We start from the raw sequence: 22,829 nt of genomic DNA on the forward strand, positions 1-22,829 counted from the left end.
CCGAAACTCTTTATGTCAGTTAATACTTTACAACCTGTTTCTCTGGGCCCCTATCAGTTGGAGTCTCCCCTGTATCAAGCGGCACTTAGCGGATACAGCGATTATCCCATGCGCGTCATCGCCTCCCGACTCGGCGCTGCTTACACACTTTGTGAAGTGATGATTGATCGCATGATCATTCAATCCAAACAGGGGAAACAACATTCGATGATGTACTGTCATCGGGATGAATTTCCCGTCGGTGGTCAGCTGATGGGATCCGAGCCGGAAGAATTTGGACCGGCTGCCCGCAGGCTGGTCGATGCGGGTTTTCATGTGATCGACATCAACTTCGGATGCCCGGTCAAAAAAGTAATGAGTCGCTGTCGTGGAGGATATCATTTAAGCCAGCCAGAAGTTGCGCTGGATATCGTTTCCCGTGTACGGGATAGCGTACCTGCAGAGATACCAGTCACTTTAAAAATGCGAAGAGGTATCGATGACACCAGTGAATCAGCAGACAATTTCTTTGAGATCTTCGATGGCGCTTATGCACGGGGGCTGTCTGCCATTACCGTACACGGGCGTACCGTCCATCAGAAGTATGTTGGACCGAGTAACTGGGAGTTTCTCAAACGGGTCAAACAACATGCGGGTGAGAAAACCGTAATTGGGAGTGGAGACCTGTTTTCGCCGCAGTCCTGTCTGGACATGTTGCGAGTGACGGGTGTGGATGGTGTTTCGATAGCGCGCGGCGCGATTGGTAACCCGTGGATCTTTCAACAGACGGCAGACCTGCTGCAGGGCAAATCGATCTCCCCTCCCGATGTCAGGGAGCAGCGTGAAGTCATTGCCGCGCATTTTGAACTGGCGCTTGAGTTTTACGGTGAGAAAAAAGTCTGCAATACCATGCGGAAGTTCGGTATTTTCTATTCCGAGCTGCATCCACAACAGACTGAAGTCAAGAAAGCCTTTATCGCTGTTAAATCAGCTGCGAACTGGTTAAATGTACTTGATCAGTGGTATGCTGAAAATGCACCGGGTCGCTTCCCGCCGGTCGAAAAGCCCAATCCGCTCTCGCTGGAAACGCCAACTGTTTGATCAGACTGCACCGAATCCCACGGGCCAACTACAACGACTCTGACGGTTATTCTACCTGTCTGGCAACACGCTTGAATCAAGCCCCCGAACATTCGAGAATAGAGGGGTTTCACTCAATTTTTTTTTGACTGCTGCTTTTCACAACCTAGAGGTGGTCCGAAAACCGTTTAATAATGGTGAACAGGCAGGCCAGCTTTACAAAGCCTGTGTAAAGGTGATTGTGGTACTCCCATCGTGTCACCACTCGCCGATAATTATGTAACCAGGAGATCGTCCTCTCAACAATCCAACGTCGCTTGTAACGTCGGAGCTTGCGACCATCTTGGCTTTTCTGCTTTCGGTTTTTGATGTCCCGGTGGGGACAAATAAAATCGATATTCTGCTCAGCCAAACAGTCTCGCAATTTTTGTGAATCTCCCGCTTTATCGTAAATCAATCGCTGAGGATGTCGTTTTTTCAATGTCATTTTTGCAATCAACGGTTCGACCAGAATTGCTTCATTACGGTTGGCTGATTCCGTCTCGACTGCTAGGGGAATCCCCTGGGCGTCCACGCAAATCATAATCTTAGTTCCTTTGCCACGGCGTGTCGGTCCAACCTGTTTACCCCTTTTTTTGCCGAAGCAAATGTGCCATCGGCAAAGGTTTCTGTCAGGTCTAATATCTCCGATTCTTCCAAGGCTCTCAATAATCGTTCTAATGCTTGATCGAACAGACCTGACTCCGACCATTCCTTCAAACGGTCGTGACAGGTCGATTTTGGAGGATACCTCTCTGGTAAATCTTTCCAGCGGGCTCCTGTCCGAAGTATCCACATTATACCATTGAAACAGGCTCTGGGTTTTGCTTTGGGACGTCCACCCTGGGGCGCCGGAGGTTCCCAAGGGAATAAATCCTCAATTAAACTCCATTGTTTATCGGTTAATTCTACAGTTGGGTCCGTCCTGGATCCCGTGTCGACGAGCCGGCTTAGCTCTGTACGGGATCGTGTGGGCATGATAAAGCCTCCTTTCAGAGAGCAGAATCATGCAAATCTCAGGCCAGACTGTTCACCCTTTTCTTAGTTTTCGGATACCCTCTAGAGTTAGGCAGCGTATGTTTCAAAAAATCAACCAGTCGATTTTTGCGTTTCTCGGCTGGATAGCGACCCTGACAGGCTTTTCGTCTCATGTCTCATGAGTTAACCACAAATACCATCTGGGTACTGACGTGTACCAGCCTCGTTTTTCTGATGCAGGCTGGTTTCTGTTGCCTGGAATCCGGCCTCTCTCGGTCCAAAAACAGCATCAATGTGGCCACGAAAAACATCGTGGATTTCTTCATTGGTGTCTTTATTTTCTGGCTGTTCGGCTTTGGCTTAATGTTCGGGCAGTCTTATGGCGGCTGGATTGGCACAACTCAGTTTGCTTTTGAAGACACAAGTAATGCGCATTGGCCAACCGTTGTATTCCTATTTCAGCTGGTATTCTGCAGTACCGCGATGACTATTTCTTCGGGTGCTGTGGCAGAACGAATGCGGTTTCGCGCCTACCTGCTGCTGGCCGTTGGAATCGGTGCCTTCGCCTATCCTCTGTTTGGTCACTGGGCATGGGCTCGGGATGCAGCAGGGGCTCCTGCGGGCTGGCTCGGAAAACTGGGGTTTCTCGATTTTGCCGGTTCCAGTGTTGTACACTCTGTCGGTGCCTGGTCTGCTCTGGCAGCGGTCCTGATTCTGGGTCCACGAACAGGTCGTTTCTCTGGAAATAAAAACAAACAACCTTTCTCATCCAGCAACCTGCCCATGGCGGCTCTGGGATTTTTAATTCTCTGGTTTGGATGGTTCGGATTTAACGGAGGCAGCACACTCGCCTTAAACGGGGAGGTGCCTTCGATTATTTTAAATACCATCCTCGCCGGTATCTCGGGTGGGATGTGCGCTTTACTCTGGGAATTAATTGTCTCAAAACAGATTTCCGTTGAAAAAGTCTTTAATGGCTCACTGGCTGGACTTGTTGCCATCACAGCCTCCTGCAATGCCGTCAATTACCCCAGCGCCATTCTCATAGGCTTTATCGCTGGCATTGTGATGCTGACCTCGCTTTCGCTCCTGGAAAATCGTTTTAAAATCGATGATGTCGTCGGAGCGATTCCCGTACACGGTTTTGCCGGTGCGTGGGGGACGCTCGCGGTTGCATTATTTGCTGATACAAGCCTGTTTCAAAGTGGCGCTTCACGCGCCTCTCAATTAGGAACTCAGGCTCTGGGAGTGGGGGTCTGTTTCGTCTGGAGTTTCGGCAGCATCTGGCTTTTCATGAAACTGGTGAATTGTTTCATGTCGATCCGTGTTACCGCATCGGATGAAAAAATCGGACTGAATGTTGCCGAACATGGGGCTTCCACGGAATTGCACAGTCTGCTGGAAACCATGATTGCTCATGAAAAGGGAAACAATCAGTCACGGGCGGATGTCGACAATTTCACCGAAGCAGGAATCGTCGGCTATCAATACAACCGGGTACTGGACGCACAGGAAATTCTTCTGTCAAATGTCAAAGACCGTGAAGTTCGTTACCGATCGATCATGGATAATGTCATGGATGCGATTATCACGATTGATCTTGAGGGTAAGATTGAAGAATTCAATCGGGGAGCCGAGTATCTGTTTGGCTACCATAACCACGAAGCAATCGGACAAGGCATCGATCTCCTGATCCCTCCCCTGCATCAGAAAATTCAACATGAGTATTCGAGTGGCGAGTTGAATCCACAACTGGTACGCGCCATCGGTTCGCGTCAGGAAATTGTTGCCCAGCGCAACGACGGGTCTACCTTTCCCGCTGAACTGGCTGTCAGTTCTGTCATCCTGGCAGACCGCGAAATATTTACCGGTATTATTCAGGATATCAGCGAGCGCAAAGATTACGAACGATCATTAAACGAAGCCCGCAAACGGGCAGAAGCAGCCAGTGAAGCCAAAAGTGAATTCCTGGCCAATATGAGCCACGAGATCCGCACCCCCATGACGGCGATTTTGGGATTCACTGATATCCTGCTGAACAATCTGAAAAAACAGGAAGATATTGAATCTGCGAACATCGTGAAACGGAATGGAGAATATCTGATCGGCGTGATCAACGATATTCTTGATCTGTCTAAAATCGAAGCACGCAAAGTCGAACTGGAACAGGTACGCGTCAATACCATTGAATTGATCCGCGACATCGCCGCTTTAATGCAGATTAAAGCTGACCTGAAAGGGCTTAAATTAGTTGTCTCTTTTGAAAATCCGATCCCCGAAACCATCGTGACAGACCCGACCCGACTGAGACAGATTCTGATTAATCTCCTGGGAAATGCCATTAAGTTTACTGAAAACGGATACGTTGAACTACGAACCAGAACCATCAACCTGCAAGATGAATTTTCCCAGTTACAGTTTGATGTGATTGATACCGGGATCGGGATTTCTGAAACGGCACTCGCGCAGATATATCATCCATTCACTCAGGCAGATAATTCAACAACCCGAAAATATGGCGGTACAGGTCTGGGACTGGCAATTTCCAAACGACTCGTGGAAATGCTGGGAGGGCGTATTCATGTCACCAGTTCAATAGGATCGGGAAGCACTTTCACCATCTCCGTCAACACGGGAACACTGGAGGGTGTGCGACTCCGCCAAATAGATGAAATTTCCATCAAGAGTGCTGCGACTGAATGCAATCAGGAAATATCAGACAACATTAACAATACGATTTCGTCCAGCCGCGTTCTGGTCGTTGAAGATGGGCTGGACAATCAACGACTGATTTCATTTCTGTTGAAAAAGGAAGGGATGCACGTCGATCTGGCAGATAACGGGCAGTTGGGTTACGAGAAAACCATGGCTGCTCTTGAGTCGGGGGAGCCTTATGATTTTGTCCTGATGGACATGCAGATGCCTGTCATGGATGGTTATACTGCCACCAGCAAACTGAGAAAAGCGGGTTATACCGGCCCCATCATTGCCTTGACGGCTCATGCGATGAAAAATGATATGGATAAATGCCTGAGTGCCGGCTGCAATGCTTATGCCACCAAGCCGGTTGACAAACGGAAGCTACTGGAAACCATAGCCCGCCTTTCTGCGCCAGCAGGCCCTGCCGAGCCGACATCGGAAGCAGCAAATTCTGACAGTTAAACCGACCTCAGGACCAGAACTGTCGATCAAGAGTGCGGTAATTGATGGCTTCGCTGATGTGCGCCGCAGTGATCTGATCGGAATGATCCAGGTCTGCAATGGTCCGGCTAATACGCAATATTTTATCATGCGCCCGAGCGGAGAGACCCATTTCTTCCATCGCGGATTTGAGAAGTCCTTCCGCGTCCGTCGCCAGTTGGGTGTGCTTTCTTAACTGTCGGGGCGTCATGCGCCCATTATGCGAGGTCGGCTCATTCGCAAACCGTTGTGCCTGAATCTCGCGAGCATCCAGTACCTGTTCGCGCATGGTCGCACTATTGGTTCCCGTTGACTGGTTGGAAAGTTCTCGAAATGGAACCGGGGGCACTTCAATATGAATGTCAATTCGATCGAGTAAGGGACCACTGATCTTGGAAAGATAGCGTTCAATCTGCATGGGATTACAGGAACACTTCCGGCGCGGATCAGACAGATAGCCGCAGGGACAGGGATTCATGGCGGATATCAACATCACATTCGCCGGGAACGTCACACTGCCGATCGCCCGCGAGATCGTCACTTCTCCCCCTTCTAACGGCTGTCGCAAGACTTCCAGTGTCCGCCGATTGAACTCAGGTAACTCATCCAGAAACAGTAAGCCATTATGCGCCAGGCTGATTTCACCGGGCGCAGGCGTCGACCCTCCTCCTACCAGTCCTGCTTCACTGATGGTATGATGGGGCGTACGAAACTGGCGGAGCATCACCAGCGACTGATTGCTGGGGAGCCGCCCCATTGCACTGTAAATGCGTGTTGTCTCCAGACTCTCTTCTTGAGAAAGTCGCGGCAGAATGGTACTGATCCGCGAAGCCAGCAGCGTCTTTCCCGTTCCAGGCGACCCAATCATCAATAAATGATGCATGCCGGCGGCAGCGACAGTGATCGCCCGCTTCGCGTATTCCTGTCCTTTCACATCACTATAGTCGATATCGTAGCGACCATGCTCTTCCAGGGCATTTTCCCAGCAGAATTCAACCGCTTCGATTGGCAGATTGCCTGTATAAAAGCCGACCGCTTCCGCCAGTGTGCCGACCGCGAAGACATCCAGACCGTCCACGACGGCTGCTTCTTCTGCATTCTGAACGGGAACCAGCAAACCCTGTTTGCCCTGCTCACGCGCCGAGAGCGCCATTGAGAGTGCGCCGCGCACTGGACGAATTGTGCCATCCAATGCCAGTTCACCCACTGCAGCGTAATCCTGAAAGCGATCTGAAGCCAACTGCCCGCTGGCTGTCAACAGCCCCAACGCGATGGGCAGATCAAATGAAGCGGCGTCTTTGGGAAGGTCGGCAGGAGAAAGATTGATGACGATACGATCAATGGGGCGATTGTAGCCGCTGTTGACCAGAGCCCGCTCAATCCGATGTGTACTCTCTTTGACGGCTGCTTCTGCCAGACCAACCAGAATTGTCTTAGGCATCGCCCCGGGAGAGATATCGACTTCCACTTCCACAGGCTTGGCATCGATGCCAAACAGCGAGTAGGTATAAAGCTTGGCCAGCATGATGATCTTCTTCAGTTAAACCGACGTCGTGTTTGTCCAGTATCCGGTTGATCTCATCCATGCTAACTCGAAGCAGAACAACAGTCCACATGCCGAGGACCTTACAATTTAATTTTGAGCCCAAAAATTTGCACAAAAGTAGAAGAAATCCTCTCCAGAGCGGTGTTTTTTGATTGAATGGCTTTTTTTCAGGAAAGCGTTCGACTAGAATACCCGACCCGATACCGATATATTCTGCAGACCTCATCAGTCAACGTATGGTCTCGATAAGCAATATCTGAAGACCCTAAAGGATAAAGTCATGGCTAAAACACAGCGTAAACTGAAAAAAGCAAATCACGGTCGCCGTCCTGCCAGTGCCAAAGCACGCAAAGCAAAACGCAAGCACATCAAGTTCTAGAGCGAATCACATTTCACTATAGCGTCTTTCACTCTAATCTACTCGGTTCAAACGGACCTGGAGACGCTACAGTAAAACTGGATACAGTTTAAGCTGATGTGGTAGCTGACCTGAGAAGAATAAAACCTCGTCCTGTGATGATCAGGCGAGGTTTTTTGCTGCGCGGTTTCGTTTTCACTTAATTCAGTCCCAGCCCTGTGAAATCAACATCTTGAATCTGAGCAGTTTTGATGGCGTCTTTCAGTTTACCAACCACGAAGTGCTTGTGGTTCGCGACTGACTGTTCTGTGAGCTGCAGTTGCAGTGCGACTTCTTTATTTGCTTTTCCTGAAACAAAGAGCTGTTCGATACACTGCAGTCGCTCGAACTCGCCGTTCTTAATCCAGGAATCAATCAGCGTCTGCAGACTTATACAGATGATCTGCTCTTCCTTGGATTTGCGTTCCTTGCTGCGTGCCAGGCTGGATGCCACCCGCGTATGTCCGGCTGGTTCACGATGATTTACCCGCGCGCCATTTTCATCCGGGAACAGGGGGATCGTCGGGCGTCGTCCCTGCTTGCGTAATAAGTCGGTCAGCTTATGAGAGGCGATGGCAAACAGAAATGATTCTAACGGCGTCCCGGGATCGTAATTGGGCAGGCTGATCAGAAATCCCAAGAATGTTTCCTGAACCACATCTTCGCTGCTTGAGAGATTCCGTAAGCGGCTGTTGACAAATGCCAGCAACCGACCTTCATATCGGGCGATCAGTTCGGACCAGGCTTCCGAATCACCGGCTTTGATTTGTGAGACCAGCAGCTGGTCGGCTTCGTCGATCGGCATAAGTCCATCACAGACTGATTAGAAGAAGAATTAGTGAGACGACTGGATTGTAGCCTGATCCGACTCGGTTCTCAAATAGACGGCGACTCCCACACACACCAATGTGATCAGACCAAAAACACCGCCCAGCCAGAGGCTACGCTCATTCCCAATGTTCTGCTTCCATCTGGTTAGAAACTGATGTCTCACCACAGGCGTGTTTTCAATTTCCACATACGCCCGGAACATATTCTGCTTGAAAGATTCTCCTGACTTCAACACATCACCAAAATCATGTTCTACAGTCTGGAAGTAAGGACGGCGGTAGGCAGTCTGTCGAAACAGGTCCGAGTTCAGTTCCCACACATTGCTTTTCAACCAGGGTTCTCGCATCATGAGATTGGTCTGCATCTGCTGCCTTGCTTTCGACAAAGCATCCTGAAGTGCTTCCTCGCGGGTCGCAAACAGCCCGGACTGAAACACCGGGCGGCTGTTGTTGATCAAATTATTTTCCTGTAGCACCGCTGATTTGACTCCCTCAACCACCCATTCCGGTAATTCAGCATCCATCTGTTGCGAAGCAGTGACCTTTAATTCCAGGTGATCCATTTTTTGAGAAGCAAAAGGCTTGGGGGCCACGAGAGGCTGATTCTCGGCAATTCGCTCCTGTCCCACAGCCCGAGGGAATTCGGCTTGAATGCCTTTCATTTTCGGTTCAAGACGGACAGGATACTCAACGTCCTGCGGCGAGACTGCGGTTGCTTCCTGGACAATTCGCGTTGCTGACGTAGAACCTAACCTAGCATAATAGATACCGAGAAGTGCCAGAAAAAAGAACCCCATTACTGCCAGTCCGCCCAGGGTTAAGAGCAGCGAAACTTTCTGCTGAGAGAGATAACGAACAACAGCTACTACCACCAGAATGATAACCGGGACCACAACCACTAAAATTAACAGTTCGATTACTCCTATCATCATCGTGTCCCCCCTTTCATTTCAATATAGCGTTGTTCGGGTGGTATCCAGCTGGCAGAGAGCTGCACGACACTGGAAATAATGGCTGCCCAGCACAAAGCCGGGATCATCGGAAACGCCCAGATGGCTGTAATGATATATGCGGTAAAGACGGTAATCAGCACAGATAAGACTCGGAATTTTCGGGGACGAAATGAATCGGCGTGCCACCACCAGCGACGGAAACAGAACAGAACTCCGAAGAAGATAACATAGCTGAACAGGCTGGGTTGCCCATTCACCAGAACCAGTGAATTCGGGCCGACGGCATCAAACAGTGGTCTCAACCCCAGGTAATCCTCGCGAGCGGAACCGATTGTGGTCATCAGGACTTCTGTCTGCAGCAGGTAGATCACTGCGCCGACAACAGCTCCGGTGGTCAGCCAGATAATGCGGCGGGTGCTCTGATCATAAGGCTTACCTTCGGTCAGTTTCGCGACTGCTAAGACACTCCAGGCAGCAACAAGCGTCCCGCAGATTAGCAGGCAGAACGGTGCGTAGTTATATCCTCCCATGACACCTCGAGACATATCGCCCATTGCTCCCTGAAAAAAAGAACCATCGGTAAAACAGACCAGTCCCACGACGATCACCAGCGTACAGAACGCTGCTTTGATCATTGAGACCGAGAGATTGTAGAGCCGCGTCCGGTGCGAAATCGCGCGGGGAGTGCGCGGTGTTAATACACGGGAATAATACGGTTTCTGCCGTTGCTGGTTATATGTCTGCCGGCGGTGTGCTTCTGCTTTCTTTCGTTCTTCTTCTTTTTTTATGATTCGCGTCTTATCCAGATGGGATTCACGATATTGATTAAAGGTCTGCGTCTCGTGCGTCTTCTGTTTTTTATCCCATAGATTACTGATCGGCGGAGGCCCCTTCACAATCGCTGCAATTCCTTTGGTAAAAAACAGTCGCCCGAACATACCCGTCATGACAACGGCTCCACAGAAAAGCATTATGAGAGGGAGACCAAGAATAAATTGTTTAAAACCGGCCCCCTGACTGGCCATCGTGGCTCCCATCAGTCCGATGAGAAGAAACAGAATCAGCATCGGTGTCAGCGTCGGCAGAGAGTTCACTTCCCTTTTGACATACGTAGTGTCTTCGTGCCTGGAATCAACAGTCGTTTCATCATAAACGCCTGCAGGCGGACTCGGATGTACGTCAAATGAATTTTCCGGGATTTCGATTGAAGAATTCCGCTGGAAGATCGCGCGTTCAAATTCCTGTTTGAATGTTTTGATATCACCGATTCGTTTTTGAGGATCTTTTTCCAAGGCACGTCCCATGACCGCCTGCAAATGTACTGGTAAACGGCTCAGGTCTGGTTTTTCTGACAGATGCTTCATCAGAATTTCCGCCGTCGATTCCCCATCGAAGGGAACCACACCGGTGATCATTTCATAAACCATCACACCCACCGCATACACGTCGACTTCTTTGCCGTAGCGGCCGCGGGCAACTTCGGGAGCCATGTAATAGACGGTCCCTACACTTTGAGTATTCGCACTCCGCCGACTATGCGTGATGAATTTGGATAAGCCGACATCACCAATTTTAATCGTCTCTCCATCGCGGAAGACATTGGAAGGTTTCAGATCCCGATGCACGAGACCGCGGCTGTGCAGGTAAGACAATCCTTCTGAAATACCCGACAGCCAGTAGCGGACCTGTTCCATCGGCATACCCTGCGGATACTGATGAAGCGCCTTGTCCAGACCCTGACCGGAAACAAATTCCATGACCACCCAGTGGTCACCGTCCCGGTCTGTTTTGACATCGAAAATGGTCACAAGGTTGGGATGCTTCAGATTCAGGCACTGCGTCACGCCACGTAACTCAATATCCATATTCTGCTGCAGCAGCTTCAAGGCGACCTCTTTACCCGAGTCACTCAGTGCATAGTACACCTCACCAAATCCGCCCCGGTCGATGGCGCGCTTGATCGTAAATCCTTCTAAAGGTTTCGATTCTGGTGCAAAGGTGAATTTCATGTTCCATTCCATCCGTTAAACAACATGACAGTTGTACGGTTTACGATTCAACTCTCAACTATTTTTATAACGTTCTTAAAGTGTCCTTGGATCATTTTTTTCCTGAGATTACTGCCCCATCTGTTTAATCCGTTCCGGTCGACGAATGAAATAGTAAAGCAGTGCCCCTATCCCGTTTAATAAGACAATGACTAACACCCAGATAATTTTGTCATTACCGGTTGATGGTTCATATTTCACACAGTCAATCAGCATCCAGATCCAGAGTACAAATAACAGCAGGCTCAGAGCCATTGAAATTAAAAAAAACAGTAAACCAAGGAGTGACATCATAATTCCAATTTCCATCATGGCACGTATTCATTTGCGCGAGTAAAAACCCCTGTTTGAATAAAGCGATAATATCCCAGCAAAAACTAAGCTCTGAACCACTCACCAGCGAACCCGGGGTTAAAATAGATCCCCTGGAAACAGGCTCTTCATTTGTAGTAATCTTTCTTTTCCATCAATATCGCCTCTGAGTAACGTCAGGCTAATCATTACTTGTAAATTTAATGGCCAAATTCTTCGATCCGCTGAGGACGACGTATAAAGTAATAGAGTAAAGATCCTAAAATTCCGAGAAACACCATCAAAAGTATCCAGATCACTTTATCATTTCCTGTCGATGGTTCGTTTTGCAGACAATCGACAAGCATCCAGATCCATATCACCAACTGAAAGATCACGAGAGCGACAATCCCGAGGATCAGTAGTCCGAATAACATTGAATCCATAAATTTCACTTTCTAAATGGCAAACTGATTAGTGCGAGTTAAACCCCATGTTAACTTAACTGACGACCTCCCAGCGAAAACGCAGCTCAGGTCCGGTTACCAGGGAACCCGGGGTTAAAACGGCTCCCTCAGAAACAGTTATCTGATTCACATCGATTTTCAACCTGGAACGACACAAGACCTGATTTCCCTGGCGATACAGAATCACCGTTCCCGGCCAGTGGGGGCAGACAACATGATTTTCACTGCTCGCTCCCAGCAGACAGGTTTCCGCCATCAGCACGACGCCATCCAGTCGCTGTTGCGGTTGATGGTGGCTCGTGAATTCGAGGCAGGCGGAAGCACTCAAGGCGGTCGGCTGTCGAAATGTGAGCACTGTATCTGTATTCAGTCTAAACGCCGCCAGATCCGTGAGCAAGACACGATCATTGACAGCACGTTGATTACAGAAAACAGGGGCCTGCGCTTCCAGAAAATAATTCTCTCCGGAACGGGTGATCGACGCATGGTGCCGAGACAGATTGGCCAGTAATGCTAAATCAGCCCATTGAGAACTCAGGCTGCTCGCCACTCCTGTTTCTCCCGGTCCACCAATTCTCAACGTCTCTGGTAAATAGACCAGGTACGTTCCAACTCCGTCAATCCACAACAGATAACTCATGCCAGCGAAAGATTTCGCAGCCTGATCCTGCCTGGATGATGAAGTGAAGAAGCCCAAGGTAATTCTCCTGAGTCAGAAAGAGAGAGGCACAAGCTGTTAAACGATACACTCTTAATTTTAACGAATAATCTTAGTAAGTGGTTGCTTAGAATCTGTTTTTGCCAGGGATCGCTTAATTTTAATCTGGAGAAGAAACTGGCAAGGGGCAGGCAGCCCTGCTCGAATACAAGAACCACCTGCCACCACTCGCGCCAATACGCTCGTCTCTCAGTCTTTTTACTGAACCGCGACACGATCGCCTGATTTTGATTTGAAGTATTCATCCATCTGTTTGACGACATCCCGCTTTTCTTCCACTTTGGTATCAACGGGAATCAGACCTGTGAATTTTCCTTCTGCGTCCAGCATCTTTTCTTTGACATCCAGCTGCTTGTTCAGGTCCTTAATCAGACTCTTGGCTCGTGTCAGCTGAGAATTATCAATTTCCAGATTGCTCACGGTTTCCGCTGCCTGAACCGATTTCAGACGTGCTTCCAGTTGCTCGATCTGTACTTCCATGTCCATCTTGGCGGAAAGCATATTTTCCAGCTTCTCGCGATTGGCATCCAAGGCCTTCTGGCGCGCCTTCAAAATCTGCTCGTTTCGCTTCACAGTATCGGTCGCGACTTTATAACGATCGAAGCGTTGTGCCAGGTCGCTGCGGATATCATCTTTACTGTAGGTCCGGCTGGCGTACACAAATTCCGTCTCGTTGGATTCCAGGTCCGAACGCAGAGTAAACATCGCATCTTTCTGCTGTTTCATTGCGAGTTCTGTTTCCTGCATCTCACTCTGCAGTGTTTCGACATCCACCTGCTGCTCTGCAATCACGTGCATGCACCGACGAATGTCAGGCACCAGATCCTCCACCATTTTACGAGCTCGATCGACTTCAAAATCAACGGGGACTTCCGACTTGACCGCCTGCCTGACAGAATTGCCGGCTGTTTTCACATAACTCACCACATCGCGGCCAAAGACGAAGGTTCCCAGCGTGGCCAGCACTGCAGCACCTATTACAAATTTTTTACACATGAATATCATTGTCCAGACTCCCTCTTACAACAACAAATGTTCGATTCGGAACAGTAGGCCAAACCGATCGGCCACGTCACAGGGAGTTATTCGCCGCTCATTTCAGGTTCTTGAAAGTTTTTCACAAAGTTTGCCGGAAAAACAAAAAAACGCCGTATCCCATTGATAAACAACAGGATACAGCGAACAAAACATCTAGAATATCTGATATTCTCAGCTCTCTGGTAATGCCTTCAGGAAGAAATCCACAAAGTTCTGCGACATGATGCCTTTGATGTCTTCAGAACTGTATCCCCGTTTTTCCAGAATCCCGGCGAACATCCCCAGATCGGCGATCGTATCCAGATCGTGGGGCGTCTGTTCTTTCCCGAATCCGCCGTCCAGGTCCGTTCCCAGGCCGCAATGCTTTGCATTTCCTGCCAACTGGCAGATGTGATCGGTATGATTGGCAATATCTTCCACTGAAGTGGTTTTGGGATCAGAAACCCCAATCGTCCAGCCCGGTTTGATCATCCAGTTATCAAAGGCACAACCGATTACGGCACCGCGTTCGATCAACGCTTTGATCTGCTCATCCGTCAGTTGACGGTCGGCATTCACCAGAGACCGGCAGTTGTGGTGGCTGGCAAGCACTGGTCCCTGGAAGATTTCCAGCGACTCCCAGAATGACTGATCGGCGAGGTGTGTCACATCCAGCAGCATACCCACCCGATCCATCTCTTTCAGCAGCGCGGGCCCCTGCTCTTTGAGCCCCCCTTCACTGCCTGTTCCAAAACAGTAGGGACCGGGACCATAATGGGCGGGTCCTAAGATTCGCAGACCGGCATCAAACCAGTCACCAATCTGTTCGGGAGACAGAATCGGCGGTGCCCCTTCCATACTCAGGATGAAACCAATGGGAATCGTACTTCCTTCCGCGCGGGCAGCTGTTTCATTGGCTTCCCATTCAGCGATATGACTGGCGAGTGTGCTGCTGTCGGGAATCTCTCTTAAGACGCCTTTCGCTACCATCGCCCGGTAATAAGCCAACTGCCCCATGGCCACACCATAGGCGGCTTCTCTCGATTGATAATGCGTCAACGCCGCGTCTTTGCGATGCAGTCGAGGCAGCAGCGTGGAGATCGTCATTCCCACGCCCCCCTGACGCAGGGCATGCCAGGAAACCGTTGCTTCGCCGGGAATTATATTTTCAAACTGACGTTCAAACTTGCGAATGTCACTGACAGGTAATTCCAGATCCCGGTTCCATTCGCAGGCATTCCAGGCCATATCAAGGTGTGCATCAAAAATCAGCATAAGTTTCTCTATTCTGAAAAGAAGGTGGGAATGATCTCATTCGATCATTGTATATTATGATGGTTCTGCAAATCAGGTATCAGGTAGAGGCAGGAGTTTCGGGACCTGACACATCAGTGGAATTTCCGCCACAGGAACAGATTCCCGCAGCAAAAGAAAACCAGCCCACAATGAGCAGTGTCCCGCCAATCGGCGCAATGGCCCCCCAGAAAGTCTGACCGCTGAGCGTCAAAACGTAAAGACTTCCGGAGAAAAAAATGATCCCCAGCAAAAAACACCAGCCGGCTGTATTCAACAGCTTTTTCTTCTGCGAAGTCAATCCGGCAAATCCGACCAGCAACAAAGCAATGGAGTGGTACATCTGGTATTGCGCGCCGGTCTTGAAATCGTTCAGATATTTCTCAGCCGCGGGTACTTCTACCCCCGAAACCGTTTTTACCTGTCCGGCATATTTCTCAGCAAAATATCCATCGACGCCATGGGCACCGAAGGCACCGATAATGACAGCCAGTCCGCCCAACGCTGCACCAATCGTCGACCAGTTAATAGAACAACACGACATCCAAGTCTCTCCCCGATTAAAATGTGATACCAAAACTACGGTTTCACGAATATTATAACTCGATTTTGGTTCCCAGCACTTCCAGAAACGCAGCCAGCCACTGCGGATGGGCGGGCCAGGCGGGCGCGGAAACCAGATTCCCATCTACGTGAACGCCATCAATGGGAGTTTCCACAAACGTGCCTCCGGCGAGAGTCACCTCGGGGGCGCACGCCGGGTACGCCGTACAGCTTTTGTCTTTCAACACACCGGCGGCGGCCAGCAACTGCAAGCCATGGCAGATGGCGGCGATCGGCTTGCCTGCGGTCGCAAATTGCCGGGCGATCTCAAGCACGCGCTCATTCAGGCGAATGTATTCCGGTGCCCGTCCGCCGGGAATCAGCAAAGCAGTATAGTCGTCTGCATTCACTTCAGCGAAAGTGGCATTCAGAGTGAAGTTGTGCCCCCGCTTTTCGGAATAGGTCTGATCGCCTTCAAAATCGTGAATCGAAGTCCGGATGATCTCGCCCGCTTTTTTATCGGGACAGACCACATCGACCTGGTATCCCACCATCGTTAATGCCTGGAACGGGACCATGATTTCATAGTCCTCTACGTAGTCACCCGTTAAAAACAGGATGGATTTTTTTGCCATTGTCTCATCTCCTCTGATGATGTTTTAACCTGCCAGCAGAAACACCAGCCGCGTCCCAATCATAAGAGCCACAGAGAGTAATAACCAGCCAAACTGCCGTCTCAACTGCAACCCTTTGAGTCGGGCGTTCAGGTCCGATCCCAGCCGGGCGCCTACCGTTCCCCCGAGCAGGAGTGCGATTACTATCATGATACTGATATTGCCATGCCAGGCGTGCGCGATCGTTGACTGGAATGCCACGATCCAGACGATCACCAGGCTGCAGGTGATCGCCCGATGGGTGGGAATTCCCAGACCAAAAATCAGTATCGGAAATAACAGGATGCCTCCACTGATCCCCAGAAGACCGGAGACGAGCCCCAGACCCAGACCAAACCACGCAATGACTGGAATCGAAAGCGGCGCTTCAACCAAACCGGGAAATTGAACTACTGGTGGTATCTGGAATCGATCTGTAAACAGCGTTCCGCTCAATTCTGAATCATCGCGGCGGGCACTACGTAATGAAAGTATCCCCAGCCCGGTTAACATCAGGAAATAGGCAATCAGCACCACCAAATCCGCGACAATAATGTTTCTTCCATTAAGCATGACAGCAGCAGATGATTTCGCGTGTTCCAGAATCCCCGTCCCGGCAATGACACCTAATAACAATCCCCCCGTAATCACCAGTGGGAAAAACAGATCTCGTCCTTTAATCTTCCGCGCCAGCAGCGATGTCGTCGCAGGTCCCAGTACCTGGCAGGCACTGGCGCCGACAGCCAGTTCCATGGGAATTCCCAGCACAATATTCAGAATGGGGACCAGCAGAAATCCGCCGCCCACTCCGAACATTCCCGCCAGAAAGCCAATCAGCCCTCCCGCAGTGGAAATCAGAAAAAAGTCAAACCATCCAAAACCCATAACGCCGTCGCCTCAGATCTGATAATCAGGGAAAATATAATCGTCGTCTGAGTTGTTGTTCGAGCGATCCTGCCATTGATTGAAGATCCAGTTCACAATCACGCCCCATAAAACGGGAATGATGATGCAGGCAATGATGAAGAAGATCTTGTCCAGCATGTGTTTGACCTTAACGGAGTTCAGAATGGTGTGCTTCGTGTTTAGAGGCTGCAGGCGGCTGCTGTCAAGTGTGAACAGTCGCTTCCCCGGGAATGACAGCCGATCTTAGTTGTTTTTTCATACCTTTTCTGAGAACATGTACGTTCGTGAATCACAGCATCCATCCATGAAGGTCCTGCAATTATGGGCGAGCCAATACAGGAATCCGATCAGCCACTGCTTGAGCTGATTCAGTTAAATCTGATCCGGGGAGTCGGCCCGCGGATTCGCCGGACGTTACTGGATCAGTTTGGTAGCCCGGCTGAAATCTTGAACGCCCCCCGTCAGGAATTGCTCAATGTCCCGGGCATCGGGACCAAACTGGCCGACGCCATCATTTATCGTGAAGCAAAATCGACTGCGGCAGACGAACTCCGACGCTGTCGCGAATCTGGTTATCAGATCTTATTTGAGGATTCAGCAGAGTACCCATCGCTCCTGAGAGAAATGCCCGATCCGCCTTCCCTGCTTTACTGTAAAGGAAGCCTGTTGCCGGAAGACGAACTGGCGGTCGCAATCGTCGGCTCACGCAAATGCACTCATTATGGACTGCAGCAGGCAGAAAAGATCGCCGCTGCGCTGGCGCGGGCCGGGATTACTATTGTCAGTGGTCTCGCCCGAGGGATTGACCAGGCAGCTCACACCGGCGCGCTCAAAGCAGGGGGGCGCACGATTGCCGTCATGGCGACCGGGCTGGCTCATATTTACCCTCCCGAACACCGGGATCTGGCGGATTCCGTCGCCCGTCAAGGCGCAATCGTCACCGAGTTTTGTCTGGATCAGGCGCCGGTCGCTGGCCTGTTTCCTCAGCGTAATCGCATCATCAGCGGATTTTCCATGGGCGTTGTCTTGATCGAAGCAGGTCGCAAAAGTGGTGCCCTGCACACTGCGCGGCATGCTTACGAACAGGGGCGTGAAGTCTTTGCCGTCCCTGGTCGCATTGATCATCCCGCCAGTGCCGGCTGTCATGACCTGATTCGCGACGGTGCCATGCTCGTCCGGGATGTGGAAGACATCCTGGAAGGACTGGGCCCGGCGAAGACACCTGTCATGACAGCACAAAACCGGGAAGTCCATACGCCACGCGAACTCTCGTTAAGCGAATTTGAACGTGATATTCTGAATCTGGTCACACTGGAACCACAGCATCTCAACGAAATTGTTCAGTCGAGCCATCTCGATTCCTCGCGCATTCTTTCCACTCTCACAATTCTGGAAATGCGCAAAGTGGTCAAACGCCTGCCCGGTGGGTATCTGGTCCGCGCCATGGGTTGATTACGATTCCCAAAAGCAGCAATTCTTATTAACATCTCAAGATGAATTCTCCATCCGAAGCAAGCACCGCCGGCCAGGCCGTCTATTCCAAACGTATTTTATCGATCTATGATCTCTGGGTCCTGGGTATCTCCAACTCTCTGATCTGGAAGTGTCGTACCCGACACATCTTGAGCTGGATGAACCAGAGTCTGACCGCCAATCATCTGGATGTGGGAGTCGGCACCGGTTACTATCTGGAACATTGCACGTTTCCAGATTTGAACGTCAGACTGGGCCTGCTCGACCTGAATTCAAACAGCCTCGCAGCCGCCACCAGTCGGGCCGGCAGATATAAACCCGAAAGTTATCAGGCAGACATCCTGCAGCCCCTGCCCGACCAGCCAAAACGATTCGACTCGGTCAGTCTGAACTATCTCCTGCATTGTCTACCCGGTGATCTAACTACAAAATCAATTCTGTTTGATCATCTTAATCAATGGTTGAACCCGGGAGCCATTATCTCGGGCTCGACCATTCTGGCAGAAGGAATTCCTCGCAGCCTGCCCGCCCGCAAATTAATGAACTTCTACAATGAGAAAAAGATCTTCACTAACGCAGCAGACAGTCGGGATGAGTTACAATCTCGGCTCCAGAGTCGTTATACTGACGTGGAACTGAAAGTGACGGGCTGTGTGGCCCTGTTTCGTGCCCGCTACACTCCTTCAACAACAAATTGAGCAGTATGGAAATTCGCGAATTTGCAGAACGGGTGCTCCTCAGTGATTCACTGGAAGAGAAATTAAAACCCGCTCCCCCGATTTTAACCGACGACTGTCCGGGAGATTCGCTGCGCATCAAAGAACCGACGCGCCCGGCCAATTTGCAGTTCGCCGCCCCCCGCACGGCTCCCGCCATGCCGAAACCTGCAGCATTGGTGGAGCAGGAAAAGCGGGCGCTCGCCCACCACATCATGGCGAACCATGAACTGCAGGCGCTGGAAGTGATGGCCTATGTCCTGTGTGCTTTCCCCGAGGCGCCTGCTGAATTTCGTCAGGGCATGTGCGCCATCATGGCAGACGAACAACGACACACCCGCATGCATAAAGAACGGGCTGCGGTACTGGGACTGGAGTTTGGCAGTCTACCCGTAAACTGTTATATCTGGAAGAAGGCTCTCAGTTATGAAAGCCTACTCGATTACCTGGCCGGCCTGCCTCTGACATTTGAAGGTCGCAACCTGGATCATACAGGCGAATTCGAACAGTACTTTCTAGATGCCGGAGATCAACGCAGTGCTGCTTTGATGAAGGTCGTCTATCGCGATGAAATTCAGCACGTTGCCTTTGGATTGCACTGGCTGCGACAGTTAAAACCCGACCATCTCTCGGACTGGGAAGCCTACGAACAGCATCTGCACTGGCCCATCCGTGCTGCTCTTTCCGTGGGTGATACCTTCAACAGGGAAGCACGCAGGGAGACCGGCATGACAGACGAATTCATTGATCGGCTTTACCAGGCAGCTCACTCCGATCAGCCACCCAACCAGAAACCGAAAAACCTCGATTGAGATGGCGGGGACTCCAGTATGAATCAACAAGGTCAAGTCCGCTGGAACAAGGTGATTTTCGTTGACTGGCATGGCGTACTCTCACTCGATCCTTTCTGGATGTCCATCATTCACAATGAAGAGCATCCACTCCACTCATCGCTCTCGGAAGCAGTCAGGTATCTCTTTGCGGAAAACGATTCCTTAGTCCGAGACTGGATGCGGGGAAACATCACCACCAGCCAGATTGTCGACAGACTGCAGATTGAAGCGAATCCAGAGTTCCCGCCTGATTATCTCGCGCGAAAATCAGTGGATGACTGCCAACTGATGCGGGTCAACAGTCAATTGATCCCGCTGTTACAGTCAGCACAGCAGACAGGTACAGCCATCGTGCTGGCGACCGACAACATGGATTGTTTTCATGATGCGATTCTACGGGCAAGACAGCAGTCACCGCGATTGAAAGAAACAAAAACAACGTCATTCTTCACAACAGCCAGACTGTTCGATGATGTACTCTGCTCCAGCACACAACGTATCTTGAAAAGCGAAGATCCCCGACGCTTCTTTGAACACTGGCTCTCATCACATACCCTTGATTTCAGCGATGCCCTGTTGCTGGATGACTTGGAAAAAAACTGCAGAGAGTTTCAAGCAGCTGGTGGCACTGCAATTCAGTGGAAGAGTGATTTTTTAGAAGTAGAGGCAGGTAAGTTTCATTCAGAATTGAAAAGCTGGCTTCAGATCTCTTAATAGTAGCAATTTCTCTTCATTCCTGTTGCTTCGCCACCGCGAGTCAAATTAGACTGTATCAAGTTTTACTATCGTGTCTCCAGGGTCATTTAGGCCGAGTATCATAGATTGTTAAGACGCACAGGTGGAATTTGATGCGATCTAGAATTCAGATTATCGAGTAATCGTCTGAGAACGCGGTGTCTATTATGTGGCCCTTTTCAAAGCCTGAAAAAAATCGAGCATTTAACGGTATCTGCCCTGACTGCGGGAAAGATCTTGATGCTGTTCAACAAATCTGCAGAAACGAACTGCCGGTTCTCACATGCATGAATTGTTCAAAAACCTTTGATTATTCATACGATCCTGGACACGTTTTCCTGGAAGTGCAATCACAGCGAAGAGAATGTCGATTTTCACCAATGAAACAACGGCTGCGTAAAGCTCAAATCAAAAACCCCAGACTCATTTGAACACGCTATTGGGTTGTCTACGAATTAGCAAACGGCGTTATCGTTTTTTACGACAGCGCTAACAAACAATATGATGTGCAAATTACAGAGAATCACATTGTCACAGTCGGCAACATGCAATGCGTAATCAATTTTTTGACCGAAAACATCTACCTATACCAATTAACGGAAAACGATTAGAAGCTTTGAGATTACTTACTCTGCTTCTTGCCCCGTTTTTTCCGTTTGACTTCGAGGCTGGGATGCTTTGGACCGCCGCCTAAGTAGGGATGTTTCTCAAGCTCATCCCCCTGCCCCAACTCGCGGGGATCGTGGGTGGCTACCAGTTGCTGTTGCAGTTCATTTGCCAGTTTCGCTTTGATCTTCTCGTACATCGGAGAGGCGGCAACGTTCTGCAACTGATCCGGATCATTCCGCAGATCATACAGTTCTTCCGCCGGCAGCTTTCCAAATGCCAGATCATACAGTCGACGATGAGTTGCATCCTTGTTTTTATTTTCGACCATATAGGTCTTGGTCGGACCATTGTCACAGTCTCCATACCAGGTACCTGGAATGGCCGCGTGTTGATAATCGGGTGTGCCCGCCGGCCAGCGATCGGGTCGGATGTTGTGAATGTAAAGAAAGTCATCGGTACGAATGGCACGACAGGGATAGCCCCCCATGTCGGGTGCTTCCTGGGAAGGCACATGCCGCTCCTTACCAAAGATAACTTCGTCCCTGTTGTCAGTGATTCGGCCTGATTTTGAATTCGTCAAGACAGGCATCAGGCTGCGACCGGTCACATCCGTCGGAATTTTCACTCCCGCTGCCTCATAATAGGTGGGCGCCAGATCAATCAGGCTGACAAAATCGGTGACTGAGCGACCGGCCTTGATTTTTTCAGGCCAGCGGGCTGCGAGAGGCACGCGCGTACCCGTATCATACAGACAACTTTTCCCACGCGGGAACGGCATACCGTGATCGCCGGTCATAAATATGATCGTGTTATCGAGTTCGCCTTTTTCTTCGAGTGACTTCATCGCGTCACCTACCAGTTTATCAAAACGCTGTACTTCAAAGTAATAGTCGGCGACATCACTGCGAACGACCGATGCATCCGGAAAGCAGGCAGGCAGTTTGATCTGGAAGAGATCCATCCCACTCTGCACCCCGGTACCTGCCTCATAAGGACGATGCGGATCACTGCTGCCCAGCCAGAAGCAGAAAGGTTCGCCTTGTTTCTGATGCTGTAGAAAATCCTGAAAACTCTTAAAGCGTTTTCCCGCCAGTTCGCGGCCGGTGGTTTCGGTACGTCCCGGCCCCCAGGCTTTGCCGGTGTAGCCGACCTGATAACCGTGTGCCTTGAGAATTTCCGGATATGTTTCGAACTTGTCAGGAAAAATGCAATGCAGGTTCGCCCCCGCTTCGAGCTGCCAATGATATTTACCGGTCAGAATTGCCCCGCGCGAAGGGGTGCAGGAAGGCGAGGAGACATACGCATTTTGAAACAGCACACCCTCGCGGGCCAGCCGATCAAACGTAGGCGTTTTCACAACCGGATCGCCATAAGCTCCTGCATGCGGCCAACCCCAGTCATCGGCAATCGCGAACAGAATATTAGGTCGCTTCTGCTCTTCCGATGCCTGAGTGTGTGAAACAATGCAAAGGGTAATTATGAAGATGCAGCAGGACATTATTCGTGCTACACAAGTACTATTAAACATAGCGCACCCTTAACGGC

At 50.3% G+C, this 22,829-nt stretch carries 23 protein-coding genes; 7 read left to right on the top strand and 16 right to left on the bottom strand.

Translation table 11 applies throughout. The annotated features are described in order from the left end of the window. The first annotated feature begins 12 nt into the window (after window positions 1-12). The gene (locus tag Pan161_RS29140; protein WP_145232231.1) at window positions 13-1,080 is read left to right on the top strand and encodes a tRNA dihydrouridine synthase; all 1,068 of its coding nucleotides are present in this window, start codon (window positions 13-15) and stop codon (window positions 1,078-1,080) included. A 145-nt stretch (window positions 1,081-1,225) separates the two neighbouring features. Here the strand turns inward: Pan161_RS29140 and Pan161_RS29145 are convergent, their stop codons facing one another. Both Pan161_RS29145 and Pan161_RS29150 read right to left on the bottom strand, forming a co-directional pair. Then, window positions 1,226-1,642 carry a transposase gene (locus Pan161_RS29145; protein ID WP_197995936.1) on the bottom strand — a complete coding sequence of 139 codons (417 nt, stop codon included), beginning with the start codon at window positions 1,640-1,642 and terminating at the stop codon, window positions 1,226-1,228. Beyond that, a complete protein-coding gene (locus Pan161_RS29150; RefSeq protein ID WP_145226021.1) occupies window positions 1,639-2,076 on the bottom strand; it encodes a transposase in 438 nt (145 codons plus the stop codon). Before Pan161_RS29150 ends, Pan161_RS29145 begins: the two co-directional genes overlap by 4 nt. A gap of 171 nt (window positions 2,077-2,247) precedes the next feature. On the opposite strand from Pan161_RS29150, the gene amt reads away from it, so the two are divergent. Next, window positions 2,248-5,238, top strand: a complete 2,991-nt coding sequence (gene amt / locus Pan161_RS29155) for an ammonium transporter (protein WP_145232232.1) — start codon at window positions 2,248-2,250, stop codon at window positions 5,236-5,238. Between the two features lie 7 nt (window positions 5,239-5,245). Here amt and Pan161_RS29160 read toward each other — a convergent pair whose 3' ends face one another. Continuing rightward, window positions 5,246-6,781 (bottom strand): YifB family Mg chelatase-like AAA ATPase, encoded by a 1,536-nt coding sequence (locus tag Pan161_RS29160; RefSeq protein WP_145232233.1) that lies wholly within the window; start codon window positions 6,779-6,781, stop codon window positions 5,246-5,248. A gap of 301 nt (window positions 6,782-7,082) precedes the next feature. Here Pan161_RS29160 and Pan161_RS31520 point away from each other — a divergent pair, with 301 nt between their 5' ends. Then, on the top strand, window positions 7,083-7,181 hold the full coding sequence (locus Pan161_RS31520) for a 50S ribosomal protein bL37 (RefSeq protein ID WP_002645378.1): 99 nt from the start codon (window positions 7,083-7,085) through the stop codon (window positions 7,179-7,181). 178 nt (window positions 7,182-7,359) lie between these two features. Here the strand turns inward: Pan161_RS31520 and Pan161_RS29165 are convergent, their stop codons facing one another. From Pan161_RS29165 to Pan161_RS30805, 12 genes are all read right to left on the bottom strand, one after another. Next, window positions 7,360-8,004 carry an RNA polymerase sigma factor gene (locus Pan161_RS29165; protein WP_145232234.1) on the bottom strand — a complete coding sequence of 215 codons (645 nt, stop codon included), beginning with the start codon at window positions 8,002-8,004 and terminating at the stop codon, window positions 7,360-7,362. 30 nt (window positions 8,005-8,034) lie between these two features. Then, window positions 8,035-8,961, bottom strand: coding sequence for a hypothetical protein (locus Pan161_RS29170; RefSeq protein ID WP_145232235.1), 927 nt, complete (start codon window positions 8,959-8,961; stop codon window positions 8,035-8,037). Continuing rightward, window positions 8,958-10,991 carry a serine/threonine protein kinase gene (locus Pan161_RS29175; RefSeq protein WP_197995583.1) on the bottom strand — a complete coding sequence of 678 codons (2,034 nt, stop codon included), beginning with the start codon at window positions 10,989-10,991 and terminating at the stop codon, window positions 8,958-8,960. The genes Pan161_RS29170 and Pan161_RS29175 overlap by 4 nt, the downstream gene beginning before the upstream one ends. Window positions 10,992-11,099: 108 nt before the next feature. Beyond that, window positions 11,100-11,324 carry a PLDc N-terminal domain-containing protein gene (locus Pan161_RS29180; protein WP_145232237.1) on the bottom strand — a complete coding sequence of 75 codons (225 nt, stop codon included), beginning with the start codon at window positions 11,322-11,324 and terminating at the stop codon, window positions 11,100-11,102. Between the two features lie 218 nt (window positions 11,325-11,542). Then, window positions 11,543-11,767 (bottom strand): PLDc N-terminal domain-containing protein, encoded by a 225-nt coding sequence (locus Pan161_RS29185; protein WP_145232238.1) that lies wholly within the window; start codon window positions 11,765-11,767, stop codon window positions 11,543-11,545. Window positions 11,768-11,822: 55 nt separating this feature from the next. After that, the gene (locus Pan161_RS29190) at window positions 11,823-12,485 is read right to left on the bottom strand and encodes an FHA domain-containing protein (RefSeq protein ID WP_145232239.1); all 663 of its coding nucleotides are present in this window, start codon (window positions 12,483-12,485) and stop codon (window positions 11,823-11,825) included. A 219-nt stretch (window positions 12,486-12,704) separates the two neighbouring features. Then, window positions 12,705-13,511 carry a hypothetical protein gene (locus tag Pan161_RS29195; protein WP_232103547.1) on the bottom strand — a complete coding sequence of 269 codons (807 nt, stop codon included), beginning with the start codon at window positions 13,509-13,511 and terminating at the stop codon, window positions 12,705-12,707. Between the two features lie 204 nt (window positions 13,512-13,715). Beyond that, complete coding sequence (locus tag Pan161_RS29200; protein WP_002645371.1) at window positions 13,716-14,798, bottom strand: dipeptidase; 1,083 nt, start codon at window positions 14,796-14,798, stop codon at window positions 13,716-13,718. A gap of 79 nt (window positions 14,799-14,877) precedes the next feature. Continuing rightward, a complete protein-coding gene (locus Pan161_RS29205) occupies window positions 14,878-15,360 on the bottom strand; it encodes a DUF423 domain-containing protein (protein WP_232103548.1) in 483 nt (160 codons plus the stop codon). A 52-nt stretch (window positions 15,361-15,412) separates the two neighbouring features. Further along, on the bottom strand, window positions 15,413-15,994 hold the full coding sequence (locus Pan161_RS29210; protein ID WP_145232240.1) for a DJ-1/PfpI family protein: 582 nt from the start codon (window positions 15,992-15,994) through the stop codon (window positions 15,413-15,415). Between the two features lie 24 nt (window positions 15,995-16,018). Next, window positions 16,019-16,897 carry a sulfite exporter TauE/SafE family protein gene (locus tag Pan161_RS29215; protein WP_145232241.1) on the bottom strand — a complete coding sequence of 293 codons (879 nt, stop codon included), beginning with the start codon at window positions 16,895-16,897 and terminating at the stop codon, window positions 16,019-16,021. Window positions 16,898-16,909: 12 nt separating this feature from the next. Next, a complete protein-coding gene (locus Pan161_RS30805; RefSeq protein ID WP_187781903.1) occupies window positions 16,910-17,056 on the bottom strand; it encodes a hypothetical protein in 147 nt (48 codons plus the stop codon). Between the two features lie 183 nt (window positions 17,057-17,239). Here Pan161_RS30805 and dprA point away from each other — a divergent pair, with 183 nt between their 5' ends. The 4 genes from dprA to Pan161_RS29235 are packed head-to-tail and all read left to right on the top strand — an operon-like array spanning window position 17,240 to window position 20,654. Beyond that, window positions 17,240-18,370 carry a DNA-processing protein DprA gene (gene dprA / locus Pan161_RS29220; RefSeq protein ID WP_145232242.1) on the top strand — a complete coding sequence of 377 codons (1,131 nt, stop codon included), beginning with the start codon at window positions 17,240-17,242 and terminating at the stop codon, window positions 18,368-18,370. Between the two features lie 41 nt (window positions 18,371-18,411). Beyond that, the gene (locus Pan161_RS29225; protein ID WP_145232243.1) at window positions 18,412-19,089 is read left to right on the top strand and encodes a class I SAM-dependent methyltransferase; all 678 of its coding nucleotides are present in this window, start codon (window positions 18,412-18,414) and stop codon (window positions 19,087-19,089) included. 5 nt (window positions 19,090-19,094) lie between these two features. After that, window positions 19,095-19,919, top strand: a complete 825-nt coding sequence (locus Pan161_RS29230; protein ID WP_145232244.1) for a ferritin-like domain-containing protein — start codon at window positions 19,095-19,097, stop codon at window positions 19,917-19,919. A gap of 18 nt (window positions 19,920-19,937) precedes the next feature. Beyond that, window positions 19,938-20,654, top strand: a complete 717-nt coding sequence (locus tag Pan161_RS29235; RefSeq protein WP_145232245.1) for an HAD family hydrolase — start codon at window positions 19,938-19,940, stop codon at window positions 20,652-20,654. A gap of 643 nt (window positions 20,655-21,297) precedes the next feature. On the opposite strand, the gene Pan161_RS29240 is transcribed toward Pan161_RS29235, so the two are convergent. Beyond that, the gene (locus Pan161_RS29240) at window positions 21,298-22,782 is read right to left on the bottom strand and encodes a sulfatase family protein (RefSeq protein ID WP_232103549.1); all 1,485 of its coding nucleotides are present in this window, start codon (window positions 22,780-22,782) and stop codon (window positions 21,298-21,300) included. Window positions 22,783-22,829 lie beyond the last annotated feature (47 nt).

This window comes from Gimesia algae, from assembly GCF_007746795.1.
In the GTDB taxonomy this organism is placed as follows: Bacteria; Planctomycetota; Planctomycetia; order Planctomycetales; family Planctomycetaceae; genus Gimesia; species Gimesia algae.